The sequence below is a fragment of the Paenibacillus glycanilyticus NBRC 16618 genome (assembly GCF_004000805.1).
In the GTDB taxonomy this organism is placed as follows: Bacteria; Bacillota; Bacilli; order Paenibacillales; family Paenibacillaceae; genus Pristimantibacillus; species Pristimantibacillus glycanilyticus.
Genome location: NZ_BILY01000008.1, coordinates 31,000 through 48,481 on the forward strand (window position 1 = coordinate 31,000; position 17,482 = coordinate 48,481).

Here is a 17,482-nt window from a genome sequence, read left to right on the forward strand (position 1 = left end):
ATTGCGCGTAACTTTTTTCGAATTTATTATAATGGCAATGTACGCAAAGGACTGTGATCCCATTAGCGCTATATTCGCCTGGACCCTTGACTTCCTTCAGATTTTTGGCAAACAACTTAAGAAAACTCTTCGCCCCAGCTATAATCGTTCATCCTCTCATGTGATCTTCAATTCTTCCGAGCTATTAATGCTCCTACAGTTCCAACTACTAACGTCACGACTATAAGGACGATATGGAATAACGTTTCTTCGAATTCATGGACACTATGTATTGTGTTTGAAAAACTAATCATTTCGATAATCAGAACCATAATCCATATCGCAAAAACAAGAAAACGAATCACACTATGTCACCTCAGCTTTCGTACTGAAAGATTGAATTTTAACAGGGATAAGTTGAACCATCTATCTTTCCTCCTGTTTTTTTAAAAATAGAATAGGTCGCCATAAGGTTAAAAAAATTGTACCACATAATGAAATCTCCTCCCCATTTCGAGGTAATTATTTACATCGAATCTTGCTTGCAACAATTTTGAATGTACATGCGTCAAAGCTAATGCAACTTGAACGGGGAACTTATCCCGACATCCCGAGGAGGTAAATCAAATGAAATTTTATAAATCCATGAAAAATATCGCAGTGGCTTCAGTGCTCGCTGGAACGTTAGCATTGTCTGCCACAGGAGCTGTCCCATCGCATGCTGCCGCTGCTCAAAGTACCGCTGCTGTCGACGATCACGCAAAAGCTTATGAGACGCTGATGAGTTTCTATAAGCCGGCTCTTAGTGGTCAATTCCCTAATTTCCACGGTTTTACGATTGGTTCGACTACGCACCAGTCGGTTATCAAAGCTATTGGTGAAGCTGAATCTCCGGCTAAGGATTCCGACGACTTTGATGTATATCATGCCGAGATGGGCCATCCTGGATATGCGATCAGCTATAAGCTGGGCAAAATCAGAGAAATGCGTTACTTCGGAACAAATGTGGAACGGCAGACTAACCTGGGAGGAATCTCCGTTAAAATGCTGGTACAACACTGGGGCACTCCAAATGAGTCCGTCCTGATTAAGTCGGGCAAAACCGTACAAAAGAAAATAACCTATGTTCGCGGTAAATACCAGCTCGAATTCATCTTTGACGGCACAAGCGGAACGGGCTTAAACCATATTAATCTTGTGAACAAAACGATTAAGTAAACAGCACTCTATTAAGAAATAAAGGCAGATGGTCCGCTTGAGACCATCTGCCCTTTTACAACTGCCCTATTTGCGTTTTCCCAAAAAAAGTTGACTCACCCGTTTAGAGAAATCTTCTATCCCGAAACTTGCCGTATCAATCCGGTTATACCAATTCGTTATCGTTTCCAATATCCATAAAGGGATCTGCACTCCGCTAATCATAGGATAAAAATGTTTGTATGACCATACTAAGTGTTCCCACCGGTTATCGTTTCCGTCTTTGCTATATTCCGATACATCGAGAACTTTTCCTCTTCCGCCCTGCAAAAGTACATTTTTAAGATGAATATCTCTTGGGTTCATCCCTTGGCTGCGTATAAACTCCCGGGCATTTTCGACGTCCTCTATCACCTGCTCTGAAACAGGGATCCCCTGTAAAAGACAATCATATAGAGTAACTCCTTGTTCAAAACTTAAGACCAGATAGTTGGAGCCGGCACCATAACAATGGGGAAAATAGGGGGAGCCTTGCAAGCGTTCATAGATGCCTGCTTCCACGTTTTTTTTCTCTAATGACTGAGCGGTATATACTTTATATGCGTAATTAGGGGTGTCAGAATGATAAAAGACCGCGGCATCCGTTCCTATGCCGATGCAACGCAAATCTTCCGAGAAGCCGATGACGGAAACCGGCTTGTTATTCTCATGTCCTACGACTTCAATGCTCTTTAATGCTTCCTCAACTTGGTTCCAGTCTTCACTCACAACGATCTTCTCCTTCTTGATTTGGCATTACATAAATCGTGACTGCTTACAATTCGGAGGAATGAATAATAGCGGGCTTCGATCTGGTTAGGTTATCGAATAATAGTTTTACGGTTACCATGCGATAACTGTTTCAACTATTCTTCCACAACAAAAAACCGACTGTGCAACATGCACGGCCGGCTCTCTAAAAAATCTCCTCCATCCATCCACCAACTATAAAAACGTTCACTCCGTTATTAGCTTTCCTCTAAAGATAAACTTGTTCTCGGAAGATATTTCGATACCGGTACTTCCCAGCTTCGTACGTCCGTTGTATGCCGTAAGCTTGATTATCGTTTTATATTGCAATTTATTCTCTTCCGTTAAAGGTGACCAGTATATTGTTTCACCAGGTTTAACTTCGGCCTTTTTCCCTTGGGAAATCACTTTTCCGTCTGAAGATTTCCATAATAGCAAATCCCCGTCTGAGGAGCGAACGATAATGCGCGTTGCTTCCTTATTTGCAATGGTTAACGGGAAACCCGGCACATTGCTCTTAAACATCGTGTACGCAGAGAGCGGAAACTCAACCTCTGGCGGATGAATCTCTTTACCTTGAGACCCGCTTTGATTGATTAGCGTATTCCCCATAAAAAAGATAAAGCCAAGCACACAAACCGCAATAACCAGAGCTATCTTCCGAATAGATTTGTTACCTCTCGTTGATTGTAAAGCATCCATGTTATTTATATCTTCCATTTCCGTTCATACTCCTAATCGTTTCTTGCCTTATTAATTTATAACGCCTATGATGCTAAAACCAATAAACAATAAAAGCATCCCTGCGCTGAAAAACAGCGGGTGGAAGCTCCTTTCGTCCGTAACCCTAAAAGCCCTCTTAATACTGCCACCGCCTAAAGTAACGATTACGGCAGTCAGCAGGACAGCAGCTAAATGGGATAAGTGAATCCTTCCTACTACGATAAATACAACTGCGCTGCTGCATACTCCGGCTAAAAACCAATATATATTCTGCCTGTTTGGTCTCAATTAATCAACGCTCCTTACACGAAAAAATTTCTTAGACTATTAGCTAAAATATATACGCTTCCAGCGATTGGAATGTTACGTTGAACAGCTTTAAAAGAAAAAAAGACAGCTGGTCATCATGACCAACTGTCTCATAATGAGATTATAGATCCGATGATCGTCCGCTTTTCACCGGCTTCGTCTGCTCTTCCAACGAATCAGCCTGCTCCACCTTTAACACGTCCAGCATAAACATAAAGATTGGAATACCAATCAACAGCCCCCAGATGCCCATGTAATGCTCGGACAAAATAAGAATAAAGAACGTGTAAAACATCGGCAGGTTTGTTTTGTGCGAATATAACCTTGGGTTCAAGAAGTACGTTTCAAGAGCATGAATGAGCAGTACCAGAACGATAACCCAAATGACGGTTTTAACTCCGCCAATCTGGTAGCCGATAATCCCGATCGGGACAAAGGAAACAACGACACCCGCAACCGGAATGAGGCTTAGCAAAAATACCATAATGGTCAGCGCGAACAGGTACGGGAAGCCCATGATCCATAGACCGGCAATCGTAAGGGCGGTATTAAATAAGGCAATCATCAGCTGGACTTCAAGCACCTTGCCGAAGGAAGCAATAAACTTGCCGCCAAAATAACGGAATTCAAGATACAGCCAGCCAATCGAGCTTTTGCTGAATTTTTCGGTAAAATTAACGATTTTACGCCTCTCCAGAAGGAAGAAATAGCTTAGCAGAATAACCAGCAAAATAATCTCGAGCCAGCCGCCAATCATCTTGGCATAAGCAAGCGCACTGTTCAGAAACGTTTTGTATTCGATTTTGTCGAGCGTATCCGCGACGACCTGAGCGATTTGATCGTTTTGCGCTGAACCTAGAAACTTTTGCACGTTGTTGACGATATCCACGATCTCGTTAATCAGCTTCGGCACGTAATTGACCAGACCGTAAACGAGGCCAAACACAAGCGCGACATACAAGACAGAGGTTACTACAACGGGCGACACCGGGATCACCCTGCGAATTTGCTTGGTTATAAAGCTCTGCAGCCGCATCATCACAAACGTGACCATAAACAGCAGCAGCAACAAATTCAACATATCGCGGAGACTGTAGAGCAGAACTACGACCAGTAAAACAAACACAATTCTTTTGATAATCGGATGAGTGAAAAAGGTTCTGAGTGTTTCCAAAGATTTCCCCCGCAAAATTTGATTGATTTAATAAACGTTTATAATTAATAATACCTGTTTTATATATAAAACGCATCTTTTCTAATCTATATAAGGTGAAACGGTTATCTCCGTCATTGGCGAAACGAGTAAAAAAATAAAGCTGCCGCAGCCGGCAGCTTTATTCATATAAACGAAACAGGTTGCTATTATAAAGCTTTACACAAAGCACAAGCCCGCCGTATACGGAAACGGAACCGGGAATAATTCCCGGTAGGCATCGGCTTCAGCAGGCAGCTGTATATCATTCGTTCCGACACGATCGAATAGCAATCGAATCAGTTCTTCATCGCTTAACGAGGCGGAGGGCCGGCCTGTAGAGTCGGACAATTGCCAGCTGCCGATGTCCTTCCGGTTCAAATGAAGGCCATTCGCGGTTTCTTGTTTCTCCAGCCATGGCGATAACTGGTCCATTAATGCCTCGCCGCTCAGAATTTGGACGGTACCCGGTTGACCTTCCTCCGCAGAAGGAATCGCCGACAACCGTTCATGAATGGCTTTTTCATGCCACGGAATAGGAATCTCCAAGGATTGCAGGCCAATTCGGTTTACGGCTTCGGCGAATAATCTGACAACCTGCGCCGAATCTCCGGCATAATCGAGAACCGACCCGTTTAATTGCGTATCCGACGTAACGCCAATCACCGCAAAACCGACAACCTTCCCATCCAACTCCTGCACAAATACCCGTTGACTCATCCGCATCACGCTTGCAATGGCTTCCGCCTTGAGCAGCGTGCCGAATTCATTAATGCCCAGCTGATAACGTATCTGCCGAGTTTCAGCAGCCTCCTGCACGGCAAACAAATCTTCCGGCCGCATCTCCCGGATCTCGCCTTTTTCTTCCGATCCACCGAGCAAGGATTCTGCTTGCAGCGCATTCATGCGATATTTGCTAATTCTCCCGAACAGCTTGCAGCCCGCCCGCGTGTATAAAGAACGGTCACCGGATACGAGCAGCAAGGAAGCCCCTGCATCCCGCGTGAATTGCTGAACTTGCTCCAATAGCTGACTCGCGTACCCTTTGCCTCTTGCCGACGGTTCCGTACAGACCGAACCAAGCGAGGCTACGCGCAGCGCTGCCTCGCCAATCCGGATCGTCCATAGGACAACGCCCATAAACGATACCAATTTGCCGTCTTCTTCAAATGCGCCGTAGGATAAGTGCAACGCCGCATCGGAGAAGAGGAACGGGAACAATTGGCCCATGGACGTCTGATTGCCGTCCCGGAATGTCGCATCCGACAAGCGCACAGCTTCTTGTATTTCAGCGCCTGTCAATCTTCGGATCTGCACCATTTCCATTCCTCCGATTTCTTCAACATCCTGTTTGTTTGCCTTGCTTCTTTCTTAAATTCTCTGTAACTTTGGAAAGAACTTCCGCGTCAAACTTCTTCGCCGTTGCATCCAGCAATTCCTTCACTCGCAAAATCACAAATACGAGTAATTTCGATTGATCACCAGCAAATTTATCCGCCAAGGCAGACCTTCGCATGAACGGAAATGCAGCTGTACGAAGCCATCCTTTTTTTGCGTAACCGGGATGGTATTCGTTGCGTATTCCCCCGCTTTGAGAGACTTCTCCGGTCTCCAGTGAAGCTGTCCAAGGATTATAAGCTCTGTGCAGGAGGGTGCTGCTTCGTCTCCCGAAACGATTAGGAGGTCATATCGGCCTTTGGGAAGCTCGATCCTAAAAACCGCATCGCCTGCTCCACCAATAAAGTCTCGTCGAAGCAAGTCGGGCGATCCGCGGTCGATAGCTGTTAATTGTTCCGTCCGCTCCCAGCCAATCCCGCTATATGGCGTAAAGATCAGATCCGGGGTTACTTTTCGGAATGCCTGACCAAGCACACCTGTAATATGAATCTGACGGGGAAGAGCTTCCGCATAATTTTTGCCCGGCAGTTCTTCCTTAACGCCAAAGTCCAGCCGGTATGCCGCAAGCCTCGACACTCTGTTGTTTCCCGCGTAATAATCGAAGGTAAAATGATCGAGCAGCCGATAATGCTCCGTGTCCCGGTTCTTCCCCAGAAATACGCGCCGACTTGTGTGCGCTTCATGAACATGCGGGCTGCTGATGGCATTGTTATCCCTTATCCCCCTTGCATGAACCGGCGGCCAATCCGACAATATAGTACCTTCCGCAAGATGAACATAGACGAGGTAATCACTGCCTTGAACCGTATCAAAAACCAGACAGCCTTGATCACGCGCATCGTCCTCCAGCGTCAAGGCACATCCGGACAAATTCACAACCTTGACGTTCTCCTTATCGTCAAACGGATTCCTCAACACAACTCTTCCGCCGGCAAGGCTTCGTATATGTACCCATTTCGTAAGTCCTGCCTGACGTCTGGCGCTGACTTCAAAGCCGCCAACCGCAAGCAATCCCCTGAAATCGCATGCTTCCCACTTGCCATAAGCCCGCTCCTCTAACTGATGGTTATACATGCCATTTGTCCGTTTCCGCTCCAAGGTTCCTTCCGGAACGGCAGGAAACACCTCGATTACGCCGTCATAGCTTTGCAGCAGCATCTCGTTAACGGCAGCGACAAGCTCGCCGGAAGCTTCCATCATAAACGGATGGTACAAGGGTTCATTGGTTATGTTACAGTAATTCATCCATCTTTCCGTCTCCTCCGCGAACAAACCGTTGCAACGAAGCGACAGGTCGATGCCCTGCTCATACAGCAGCCGCAGCGCATCGTCTCCCCTGCCTAACCGCGAAGCCGCGCAGGACAGCCAGCCGAATTGGAACATGCCGAATTCCGTATTTTCCGCCGCGTAACGAAGCGTATTTTCTGCCTGCTGTCGCAGTGGCAACTCCGCATTCCTATCGATCTCGCCAATCGGATAAATGGGCATTAATAATGACGGATGCCGCAGAGGAATATCCGGCGGCGCCCATTCGGAATCGAGCCATATTTTCCCGTAACGCGTAGAATCCGCTTCAGGATAAGGAGCCAGCTTCCCCGCAATGTCCTCCCATTTACTCCGCTCTTCCTCCGGCTCGCCGAGCAATCTGCTGGCTTCTATCGCCATGCGGAATAAATAGTTGACGGATGCCAGCGTACAAGTCGAGTTACGCGTAAGCGGTCCTTGCTCCGGCGAAATATCCGGGAAGACGTAATACAAACCGCTCTCGGCTTCAAATTGCAATAACCCTTCAAAAAAATGGGCGATCTTTCGAATCACCGGATAAGCCTTCTCCCGCAGAAACGTCTCGTCCATACCGTACCTGTAATAATCCCATAAAAACTGCGCGCACCACGGCCAAATGCTGTAATACAAAGCATGCGGGTAATCCCCGGCAATTCCGTCCAATCCGTAGAACTGTTTAGCCATTCGTTCGGCGGTGCCGGCATAGGAGAGTAAGCCTTCATTAAACAAGCTGGCCAGCTCCAGGTGATTGGACGTATACAGCGGCCAAAAGGCGGCTTGAATGTTCACATCCCAGTACCACATGCTGCCCCACTTGGTCGGCTGCTTAATATCCCATAGACCGTTTAGTCCACAAGCCTGTTCAGGCATGGTACCTCCGCGTCCGCTGCTGCAGGACAAAGCATAAAGGTTGATCCGGTATAAATCCTCGAGCAGCTTATCCGGAAGCGTAACGGACGAACGCCTCCAGAAGCTCTGCCAATAGGATTGATGGCGTTTTCTCGCCGCGGCTAGTCCGGGAATAAATTGACGCAGACGCTCGAATGCAGTCTGCAACGGGTCCTTCGCCTGCACTTCCGTAACGACCGACGTAAGCAAAGTTAGACTATTTTCTGCTTCATCTAACCGAATTCGAATAGCTCCGTCGCTATTCACGGCTGTTCCTTTCGCGCCAAGCAGCTTTGTTATCGCAACAAAGGAAAAGGGACGATGGCGTTCCTTGTCTTCCCCGTCCGGGTAGAAGGAGCCTGTATAATAAATGGTTGTATCATCATGCCAATGGTAGGAAGCTTGACTATCGGCATATCTTCTTAACGGCAGCGCAAGCTCGATTTCGCTTAGCAGAGTGCCTTCCGTTTGTTTAATATCCATGACAATGAAATCCCCGTCTTCGGCTGCCATCGTTGCAACCTCGAGCTTCTTGCCCTCTTTCTCGATCCGCAGCCGGACTTCCGCCTGGATTACGTCAAGCTGCAGCTCGTAATGATCCGGATCCTTCAGCTCCGCAGACGGATAGAGCTTTATCTCTCCGGTCGGATAATGGGAGCTTCCCCCGGGCGACTTGCCGTATTGCCGGTACATGCTGCTGTCGCTCAGGGCATCTCCGTATAGAAATAACGGTTCTTCTGCAGGGCTGCGGTACATCGCCTGGGCATGCTTCCGAAGCTCGGCATAGGTCCGGCCATACTGCAAACCGAAGTGCTGTCCCTCTCCTTGCCGAAAGGCTGTACTGTAACGGTGCAGCTTGCGATAGTACACCTCGTAGTGGTTAAGCGCCATGGTCATCGTCTCATCTTCGTAATAGACCATCCCGCCGAAATGCCCATTGCCAAGCGGCAAGGCTTCGTTCCAGCTGCTTGGCGCATTGTCGTACGTCACCGTTGTCATGGCCATCCTCCTACCCTTTGATCGCCCCGATCATAACGCCTTTAACGAAATACTTCTGCAAGAACGGATACAAGCAAATAATCGGCAAAGTCGACACGATAATGGTCGAGTATTTGATCGTTTCGCCAATGGCGTATTTATCATCGCTGGCCGCACCGGTCATCATCGAATCCGTGCTGTTGGCGATCAGAATGTCGCGGAGCACGAGCTGAAGCGGATACTTCTCCGTGTCGCGCAAATAGACAAGCGCGCTGAAATACGAGTTCCAATGGCCTACCGCATACCATAGAATCATGACGGCGATAACGGGCATCGACAGCGGAAGCACGATCCGGAATAAAATCGTCCATTCCCCCGCTCCATCCATCCTTGCCGATTCCTCCAGGCTCGCCGGAATGGTCTGGAACGAGGTACGCATAATAATCAGGTTATACGTATTGATAGCGACTGGAATAAGCAGCGCCCACATCGTATTCATCATGCCAAGCTTGTTAACGAGCAGGTAGCTTGGAATCAATCCGCCGTGAAAGACCATCGTGAGCACAATGAGGAACATCAGAAAATGCTGGAAATACAAATTCGGCCGGGAAAGCACGTAAGCGCCGATAGCGGTCATGACGAGGTTAATGGCTGTTCCGAGCAGCACATAGAGCAGTGTGTTCTCATACCCTTTCATGATCATCGGGTTTCGGAATACCGCCTTATAAGCGCTTAGATCAAATCCGGCTGGCGCCAGCAGCAGCCCGCGGTTCTGCAGGAAAGCCGTTGCATCGCTAAACGACGCGAATAGTACATACAGGAACGGATAGAGCGTCACCACGCATAGGCCAATCATTAGAATGACGTTTATCCCGCCGAATACCCTCTCTCCCATCGTTCTTTTCATAGCAAGTCTCCTCTATCACCACAATTTGGTCTCGCTGAACCGCTTGCTGATTTTATTGGCTGCCACAATCAGGATAAAGCTGATTATCGAGTTAAATAAACCAACTGCGGCGGTAAAGCTGTAACTGGCCTCCAATACCCCTTTACGGTACACGTAGGTTGAAATAACATCTGCCGTTGAATAGGTAAGCGGGTTGTAGAGCAAGAGTACTTTTTCGCTGCCAACGGACATCATATTGCCCATTTGCAGGATCAGCAAAATGATAATCGTCGGCATAATCCCGGGCAGCGTCACGTTTAGCGTTTGTCTCCACCGCCCCGCTCCGTCTATTCGCGCAGCTTCATACAACGTTGGATCAATCCCTGATATCGCGGCCAGGTAAATAATCGATCCCCAGCCCACGCCTTGCCAGACTCCCGAGGAGACGTACAAGAACCGGAACCAGCCCTCCTCCATCAGAAAATCGATTGGCTGGATGCCGAAGGAGCCAAGAAGCTGGTTCACTAGACCGGTGCGGCTAAGAAAATCGACCATCATCCCCGCCACTACGACAATGGAGATGAAATGAGGCAAATACGAGATGGACTGCACAATGCGTTTGAATGAGCTCTTCAGGATCTCATTCAGCAGAAGCGCCAGAATAATCGCAGCCGGAAAGCCAAACAGCAGCTCGTAAAGATTGAGCAGGACCGTATTCGTAATTAAGCGCCAGAAATAGATACCGTTAAAAAAGCTTTCAAAATGCTTGAAACCCACCCATGTACTTCCCCATATGCCATCGGACGGCTGAAAGTCCTTAAACGCAATCTGCAAGCCGTACATGGGACCGTAATGGAAAATAATATAGTAAGCAAGAACGGGAAGCGCCATTAAATAAACGCCCCAATGCCGCTTCATATCCGTTTTTATCGTGTGCCGCAAAGCTGGATTCCCGACGTTTTTGGACATCGATCCTTCCTTCCTCTCTGTTCAAGGTGACGCACTCGCGCCGGTGGAGACGAGCCCGCTCGCCCCCACCAAGCCGATTCCGGGGTTAACGCTTGGAGAAGCGTTCGAGCGCAGCCTGCTGGATTTGGACAGCATCGTCGATTCCCATGCTCTTAATCTTCTTCACATAGTTGTCGAATTGGTCGATAGGCTCAACGCCCATAATGAATTTCAACAGCATTTCGTCTTTGTAGGTATTGATATCCGTCATAATCGAAGCGAATTTGCTGCTCTCGTCCTGCGTTGGCGTCACAAGCGGCATCTTGCGCTCAACCGTTGGCTTGGACCAGATTTCGAGAGCTTCCTTCTGCTGCGGGAGAGCAAGATATTGCAATTGGAAGTTGTCGCTGAGCACGAACGGCGCGCTCCATGTGGCACGGTTATACTTGGCAATGGCTTGCTGGCTGCTGATTCCGTTGGACGGAGTCAATAATTCCGGCTTCAGGACCGCTTTTCCGTCCTGCATGGTATAGCTTTCGCCCTCAATGCCGTAGTTGAACAGCAGCTCGCCTTGCTCGCCGTACGCGTAATCGAGCCATTTAACGGTTTCGATCGGATTTTTATCGCTTGTCGTAATGGCCGCCCCAATCCCGTTAAAGGCAAAATCCTTTTGCCCCCAAATCGGCGTATCGCCGGCGTTTAACACCGGATAAGGAGCCGCAACAAGCTTGAAGCCAGGATCTTTATCCTTCATAAGACCGGCGTATTTGCCGATTCCGCCGCCGTTATAGGTAGCCGTTGCGCCCAGCAGGTTCGTTGTCATTTTATTGTCCAGCAGCTTGGCATTAGGCGCGGCGAAATCTTTGTCCAGCAGTCCTTCCTTATACCACTTGTTCATCGTCTCCAGGAAAGACTTGAATTCCGGCTGAATCGGGCCATACTTCACTGTACCGTTATCCTGGTAGAAGCTGTTGTTAATTCCCCATGCCCCAAGGAATGGAGCGTCTACATTTAACAGGTCTTTGTCCAAATAAAGAGGAATTTCATCCGCCTGACCATTGCCGTTGGGATCCTTTTCCTTAAACGCTTTCAATACGTTGTACCAGTCATCAATGGTTTCCGGCTTGCTTAAGCCCAGCTTGTCGAGCCAATCCTGGCGAATCGCAGGTCCGAAGAATACCCTTACTTTATCGTCGCCGCGGAGGAACGGGAAGGCATAGATACTGCCGTTGTCCGTCGTGATTTGCTTCTTCCAGTCCGGATGCTCGTCGAGCAGCTTCTTCAGATTAGGCGCGTACTGATCAATGAGATCGTTAAGCTTGATGATTTTGTTATCCTGAATCGCTTTCTCGGGACCGCCCAAGTAATCATTCCAGTTGTATTCAATGACATCCGGAAGCTTGCTGGACACGATCATCAGGTTAAACTGCTCCTTCGCTTGCGCCGGGTCAAGCGGCGGATGCTGGAATTCAACCTTGACGCCCGATTCCTTCTCCCTCTCTTGATACATGCCCATTTCCGCATAGGTTTTCATTTGCGCTGCGGCTGCGGCGTGATTCGCCACCCAATAAGAAAGCTGGCTAAGCTTTGGCGGCTGCGTTTCCTTGCTTCCTGCCGATTCGGTTCCGCTTGTCTGCTGCTCGGCGTTTCCCTTGCTCCCGTTATTCCCGCTGCTGCATGCCGCAAGCGACACAGCAAGAGCCGATACGGTCAAAATACTGCCGGACCATTTTAAAGTTTTGTTCATACGCGTGAACACTCCCCCTGAATTAGTGGCCATCGTCTTACAAGCGCTTACGATTCCAAGTTTACGTTCGGAGGCCGAGGTGCGCCTATGCTCTACTTTTCATCTGCGTTGTATTTTCATAAGATTTCGGCGCAAGCAAAAAACAAATCAGTTGGATCTTAAAACCGATCAGTACTCGATTTATAAAGGAAAAGACAGTCTCATGGAGACTGTCTTGCTATTCATTCAAGCTAATGGCATCCGGTACAATGGTCTCCCGGTACTTCCCCGGCGTAATTCCCTCAAGCTTCTTGAATCCCCGGATAAAAACAACATCATTGTTATAGCCGACCAGCTGCGCGATTTGCGCAATCGTCAGATCTTTATTGTCCATCAGCTGCTTTGCGGCTTTCATCCGCTTCTGGGTAATGTAGTCGATCAGGTTTTGCCCCTGATTTTTCTTAAAGAATGTAGAAATATACGGCGGGGTCATTCGGAAATGCTCGGCAATCATCGCAAGCCCCAGATTGGAATCGCCCAGCATCTGCTCCACATAAGCCAGTATGTCATGAAGCAGCTGGGTGCGATGATCGGAGCGCTCCACGTTGAAGGATCTCGTAAGCGTATCGTACAGCTCCTTTGTCTTCCGCTGCATCCCCTCTGCCGTTGTATAAGTAAACACGGCTTTTATCGGATCAAAGTCCTCGCCAAGCTCTTCCAGCTGATTCATATTCGTCGAATTCATGATTTTCAGGAAGGTACTGATAATATTGAAGAACAGACATTTCCCCATCTCCGGCGTGAAGTGGCTGGACGAGAAATTCATCTCGTAGATTTTGTCCAGCAGCTTGCCGGCATTGTCGGTATCGCCGCTTCTTACGAAGTTCGTCAGCTGAATCTCGATTTCAAGCGGATAGTAGTAATGCTGTTTCGTGCTGGCAAGGTCCTGAAAATAAATAATCGCGTTTTTGCCCAAAATCAGCCTGTATTCCAACGCGGCCAGCGCTTCCGGATAAGAGTTCCGGATCGCTTTCGGACCTTCGTGGACGCCTCCGGCCGCGATCGTGATTCCAATATTAAATTTCTTCGATAGAATCTCGTAGAGGGACTGCACGATATCGTGGATGACGGCTTCCTCGTTCCTCCGCTCCTTATCCAGATTAATTAGGAACGCAAGCCGGTCCCGTTCGAGCTCCACGACATATCCCTTCTGTGGAGGGCCGATCAGATCAATGCCAATGTTGGATACCACAAACCTGGCTCTTGCCCACTTCTCTTCATCCTCGTCGGAGAAGAGATGCACATCCTCGATTTTCACCAGAAATACGGCAAACCGGTCACTAATAAAGTTCAAATTCATGAAATGCAGCGATTCTTCACTCTCGGAGGACAGATCCACATCCATATAGCCGTGCAGCAGGCGGGATAAATAGTTCGCGCGTATGAACGGTGTCTGCCTGGTCAGCGTGTTCCGCAAATGCTTTTCTTCATGAATAGAGCCCTCAAACGTCTGCCTTATGAACTCGTATTCATTGTAGAAGGAGCGCCCGTGAATGGCTTTGCCGCGCATAATCGCGTGTATGGTGGCGTGCAGCGGCTTATAGCTGCGGTATACCCCCGCTACAACCGCAAGCAGACCGGCAATTAGGCATAAAAGAAATAATCCGAGCGACCAGCTTTGAATCTGGTTCACCTGCTTCATGAACACGTTATTCGGGGTAATCGATACATAGCGGAAGCCCGCTTTCTGAGAGCTTACGAACGATACCATCTGATCCACTCCGCCCATCTTGTAAGCAAAAGGGGCATTGGTCTGATCCATTCGCTTCAGCAGATCCGCCGGGAACAACGCGGAGCCGGTGCTCATAATCGTCTGTCCGTTGTTATCCAGAATATAAATGTCGCTGTTGCTTGCCGATTCGAGCTGGGCGAACATCGCCTTGATCTCATTTACGTCGATCAGAACGATAAAATTCCCCAGATGATCCGACGGTGAGCTGACGGGCAGCGTTTGCTCGTACACGATGACGTCGCCCGGAATAACCTCAAGGCTTGCGAGCGGATTTAGTCCTCGGGAGAGGGAAGTAACCGGCAGATACGCCGATTGATGCGTGCTTTCCAGCATACCGGTTTTCCACTGCTCGTAGGACTGATCTTTAAAGGTATAATTTGTTTCGTAAAACGTATGGGAATCGGTCAGCTGATCGGATTTGATAATCGTATCGCTTCGCGAGAAATAGACGAAATAATCAAAAATGAAGCTGCTGGTCATATTCCGGTAACGAGCCAGCTTGTCCCTCATAAATTCGACGAACTGATACCGGTCCGTGCTGCTTGGATGTCCTTGTATCTTCAGCATGTAATCCAGCTTGGGATCAAATACAACCTGACGGGCCAATAGATCGACCTCCGACAGTTTATTGTCGAGCGTCAGCCTAAGCTGCTCCAGCATCGCTTCATTGGACCGGTTCGTGCTTTTTTCCAGGCTGTTCTCAACCTTGGCATACAGAAATACACCCATGGCAAGGGGGATTAGAAGAATAAATAGATTGGAAATAATCATCGTTTGGAGCGCATGGCTTCGGTTGCGGAATAATCTCTTATGAATCGGCAGATGCAAGCTAATCACGTCCCATCCTGAAGTGATCTTACGGATGCTATACTTCCGAAGCTGATATGCGTGAGGAATAATTATTTACATATTCGCCTAATTTCCAAAAAGCTCCTTTAAGCCGGGCAAGAAATTAGCCAGCTCGCACAAAAGAAGCCGGCCCCTAAAGAGGGGACCGGCTTCTTTTGGCTTTAATAGACGGATTTTTTGTTACAGCTCGAATGTTGACGTATGGACGTCTGCCGCGTATGCGCTCTTTTGCATCCGTTATGCTGCACGCCATCACCATATCAAAATATGTTACTCCGAACCGGTCTTCATGTTCCACGGTATACTCATGCCTTACATACGGAATAAGGGTCATATCTTCAACTCCGATCAGCAATTTTCAACCATCTACCCGATACTTCTGCTCCAGAAAAGAATATTCGTTATTTAAAGTCAACCTTTTAGGACGGATTCCGATTACCTCAAACTCATCTAATTCATTAGAGGCTTGTTTAATGGCCAGTTGCGTAACGCGATTAACAACCTCATCATCAATCTCTACGGTTTCCATTTCATCTGCCAATACTACCCTTATAGGAATAGAAACAGATTGCATGCAGCGATGTTTTTGCCAATCCATAAATACGATATCAACGGTTATTGCATGATCAACGCAAGCGATTTGGTTCGTCGTATAGATTTCCAACATAAGATCATCCGTTTTTGCAAGTACGATTGTACCTGCCTCATCTTCGTTGTGATGATTTAGGTTTGGCAAACGAAATATACCTTCTGGCATACCAACATTTATTTGAATATCTGTGATCTCTGACTGATCAACTTCAGCCAATCGAATCCAAAGATGATTCAGTCCCTCCTCATTCTCCATCATCGATTTTGCAAGTCTATATTCGATATTCAATCGCGATCTCCCCTTAAAAGCATGGAAACGGATTCAATGACTTTTTGTTTTACCTCCTCCGATAAACGCGGACTCAAGGTAATCGCAACATCTTCCGTGATTTGATGCGTTTCGCTTTCCAAAACACGTTCAGGATTAAAAAGATTAATCTGGTCACCGATTTTTTCAATTTCCTCCATGGAGAGATTTCTTAACTTTTCTTGAATGGCCGCTAGTGTTTCACCCGTTCTACTTAAGGTGATGATCGCTCTAAGGTATTGTACATGCTTTTTCGTGTATACTCTTTTATTCCCCACTAACTCAAGAGGCGGGAGTATCCCGATTTGCGTGTAATAACGCACCGTTCTAAGATTCATTTTTGCATCGTCCAGCTGAATGATCTCAGTAACTTGTTTCGCGGTAAAGGTATCCATCGTCCCCTCCTGCACATGAAAGTGTTATATTGTCACTAAAGTGTGTTAGTTACAGCTTACTGTAACTAACAACTTACTGTCAAAGGGCAATTCGCACAAAAAAAATCCGCTATGGTAGAGGATTTAAAATGGACAATTTAAATTCCTTGTTATGAACGCAAGCTGCTATTTAAAGTTGCGAAGCTTATTCATATGCACGATGCAAAGCAGTTCTTATTTGTTGCCCGCAAAAAAACATGACTTTAGCCCTATATTATTCGTATATTATACTTACATTTAGAAAGTACTCATGCTATACTACCACTATTAACTATAAAAATTTACCAATATAGGAGGATATTTTTGAATAATAACAGCATCATGTTAAACTACACAAGGTATACGTTACATCTGGATAACGAACTGACCAACACGGCCGCAGGCATTTTATACTCCATTAAAGGTTGCGAGGTTCTGCAAGTCAGCTACGAAGCAATTGAGGTGGGGCAGACCCCTGAGGACAACGCAAAAACGTTTTTTGGTTTAATCGATTTCCGTATCGTAGATAACAAAATAAGTTTAGAAAGGATTCTGAACATTTTAAACCAAGAGCTCTTAACCTCATTTGAATTAAAGGATCAATAAAATAAAAGATGCCGTTCGCCTTCCCTAGGGAAAGTCAACGGCATTTTTAATATTATCCCTCTTATCACGTTCACTCATGTCATTTAATTGTAAGTCATCCACACCGTGCTTCCTACCACTTCAAACTGCTGTTTGTACCAAAAATTCTGTGATTTATCGAGCGAATAGACATACATCTTTTTATTCGGATATTTCGCTTTCAGCCAATTCACGAAATATGCCGCATACCCATTTCCCTCATGTTCCTTCAGCACATCCAACGCTTCAATAAAAATAAAGTTCGTCTCGTTCTTGATATCAATATAGAAATCCTTCTCCAGGTACCTTTCATCCGGGTGAAAATAATCCTTTTCGGCATTCTGAATGAGCTGGTTGCCCTGCGCGTATTCCCGCACGACTCCGTATCCAACCATTTCGTCATTATGCTCAATCGTGTAAATCACTTCCGGCAATTCCGAAGGATCCTTCCGGCTCAATTCCCCGGCATGGTAACCAGAGCTTAACTCGCCTAACAGGCTTTGCATTTCTTTGTCGAACGGCTTAGTTATAATCGAAGGCATTTGTATCTCCCTTTTACTGTTTCATCGTTATATCAGAGTATAGCACGAGACGGCTGTAGTCAAATCC

Annotated in this window: 14 protein-coding genes; 2 read left to right on the forward strand and 12 right to left on the reverse strand. The window is 47.1% G+C overall.

All coding sequences use genetic code 11. The features are described from left to right. Positions 1-606: 606 nt before the first annotated feature. Positions 607-1,197, forward strand: a complete 591-nt coding sequence (locus PGL01S_RS07980; protein ID WP_127493246.1) for a YjgB family protein — start codon at positions 607-609, stop codon at positions 1,195-1,197. Positions 1,198-1,263: 66 nt separating this feature from the next. Here PGL01S_RS07980 and PGL01S_RS07985 read toward each other — a convergent pair whose 3' ends face one another. The 11 genes from PGL01S_RS07985 to PGL01S_RS08035 all read right to left on the reverse strand — a co-directional run bounded on the left by PGL01S_RS07985 (position 1,264) and on the right by PGL01S_RS08035 (position 16,231). Further along, the gene (locus PGL01S_RS07985; RefSeq protein ID WP_127493248.1) at positions 1,264-1,944 is read right to left on the reverse strand and encodes a protein kinase family protein; all 681 of its coding nucleotides are present in this window, start codon (positions 1,942-1,944) and stop codon (positions 1,264-1,266) included. Positions 1,945-2,172: 228 nt separating this feature from the next. Then, positions 2,173-2,685: a hypothetical protein gene (locus PGL01S_RS07990; protein WP_127493250.1), complete on the reverse strand. Its 513-nt coding sequence runs from the start codon at positions 2,683-2,685 to the stop codon at positions 2,173-2,175. A gap of 433 nt (positions 2,686-3,118) precedes the next feature. Beyond that, complete coding sequence (locus tag PGL01S_RS07995) at positions 3,119-4,171, reverse strand: AI-2E family transporter (RefSeq protein ID WP_127493252.1); 1,053 nt, start codon at positions 4,169-4,171, stop codon at positions 3,119-3,121. Positions 4,172-4,369: 198 nt separating this feature from the next. After that, the gene (locus PGL01S_RS08000) at positions 4,370-5,509 is read right to left on the reverse strand and encodes a GNAT family N-acetyltransferase (protein WP_164775408.1); all 1,140 of its coding nucleotides are present in this window, start codon (positions 5,507-5,509) and stop codon (positions 4,370-4,372) included. 132 nt (positions 5,510-5,641) lie between these two features. After that, complete coding sequence (locus PGL01S_RS08005; protein ID WP_127493256.1) at positions 5,642-8,758, reverse strand: glycosyl hydrolase family 95 catalytic domain-containing protein; 3,117 nt, start codon at positions 8,756-8,758, stop codon at positions 5,642-5,644. A gap of 10 nt (positions 8,759-8,768) precedes the next feature. Continuing rightward, the gene (locus PGL01S_RS08010; protein WP_127493258.1) at positions 8,769-9,644 is read right to left on the reverse strand and encodes a carbohydrate ABC transporter permease; all 876 of its coding nucleotides are present in this window, start codon (positions 9,642-9,644) and stop codon (positions 8,769-8,771) included. A 15-nt stretch (positions 9,645-9,659) separates the two neighbouring features. Continuing rightward, positions 9,660-10,592, reverse strand: coding sequence for an ABC transporter permease (locus PGL01S_RS08015; RefSeq protein WP_127493260.1), 933 nt, complete (start codon positions 10,590-10,592; stop codon positions 9,660-9,662). Between the two features lie 85 nt (positions 10,593-10,677). Continuing rightward, a complete protein-coding gene (locus PGL01S_RS08020; protein WP_127493262.1) occupies positions 10,678-12,318 on the reverse strand; it encodes a type 2 periplasmic-binding domain-containing protein in 1,641 nt (546 codons plus the stop codon). A 217-nt stretch (positions 12,319-12,535) separates the two neighbouring features. Beyond that, positions 12,536-14,926, reverse strand: a complete 2,391-nt coding sequence (locus tag PGL01S_RS08025) for a helix-turn-helix domain-containing protein (RefSeq protein WP_127493264.1) — start codon at positions 14,924-14,926, stop codon at positions 12,536-12,538. 370 nt (positions 14,927-15,296) lie between these two features. Further along, a complete protein-coding gene (locus tag PGL01S_RS08030) occupies positions 15,297-15,818 on the reverse strand; it encodes a hypothetical protein (RefSeq protein WP_127493267.1) in 522 nt (173 codons plus the stop codon). Beyond that, a complete protein-coding gene (locus PGL01S_RS08035; RefSeq protein ID WP_127493269.1) occupies positions 15,815-16,231 on the reverse strand; it encodes a MerR family transcriptional regulator in 417 nt (138 codons plus the stop codon). Before PGL01S_RS08035 ends, PGL01S_RS08030 begins: the two co-directional genes overlap by 4 nt. Positions 16,232-16,573: 342 nt before the next feature. On the opposite strand from PGL01S_RS08035, the gene PGL01S_RS08040 reads away from it, so the two are divergent. Continuing rightward, positions 16,574-16,855, forward strand: a complete 282-nt coding sequence (locus PGL01S_RS08040) for a hypothetical protein (RefSeq protein ID WP_127493271.1) — start codon at positions 16,574-16,576, stop codon at positions 16,853-16,855. Between the two features lie 83 nt (positions 16,856-16,938). Here the strand turns inward: PGL01S_RS08040 and PGL01S_RS08045 are convergent, their stop codons facing one another. Then, the gene (locus PGL01S_RS08045) at positions 16,939-17,415 is read right to left on the reverse strand and encodes a GNAT family N-acetyltransferase (RefSeq protein WP_127493273.1); all 477 of its coding nucleotides are present in this window, start codon (positions 17,413-17,415) and stop codon (positions 16,939-16,941) included. Between the last annotated feature and the right edge of the window lie 67 nt (positions 17,416-17,482).

What these genes read in the sequence shown, in the direction of transcription:
- PGL01S_RS07990 (WP_127493250.1), bottom strand. Translation starts at nt 2,685, where the DNA reads ATGGAAGATATAAATAACATGGATGCTTTACAATCAACGAGAGGTAAC.
- PGL01S_RS08000 (WP_164775408.1), bottom strand. Translation starts at nt 5,509, where the DNA reads ATGGTGCAGATCCGAAGATTGACAGGCGCTGAAATACAAGAAGCTGTG.
- PGL01S_RS08005 (WP_127493256.1), bottom strand. Translation starts at nt 8,758, where the DNA reads ATGACAACGGTGACGTACGACAATGCGCCAAGCAGCTGGAACGAAGCC.
- PGL01S_RS08035 (WP_127493269.1), bottom strand. Translation starts at nt 16,231, where the DNA reads ATGGATACCTTTACCGCGAAACAAGTTACTGAGATCATTCAGCTGGAC.
- PGL01S_RS08045 (WP_127493273.1), bottom strand. Translation starts at nt 17,415, where the DNA reads ATGCCTTCGATTATAACTAAGCCGTTCGACAAAGAAATGCAAAGCCTG.
- PGL01S_RS08010 (WP_127493258.1), bottom strand. Translation starts at nt 9,644, where the DNA reads ATGAAAAGAACGATGGGAGAGAGGGTATTCGGCGGGATAAACGTCATT.
- PGL01S_RS07980 (WP_127493246.1), top strand. Translation starts at nt 607, where the DNA reads ATGAAATTTTATAAATCCATGAAAAATATCGCAGTGGCTTCAGTGCTC.
- PGL01S_RS08020 (WP_127493262.1), bottom strand. Translation starts at nt 12,318, where the DNA reads ATGAACAAAACTTTAAAATGGTCCGGCAGTATTTTGACCGTATCGGCT.
- PGL01S_RS08015 (WP_127493260.1), bottom strand. Translation starts at nt 10,592, where the DNA reads ATGTCCAAAAACGTCGGGAATCCAGCTTTGCGGCACACGATAAAAACG.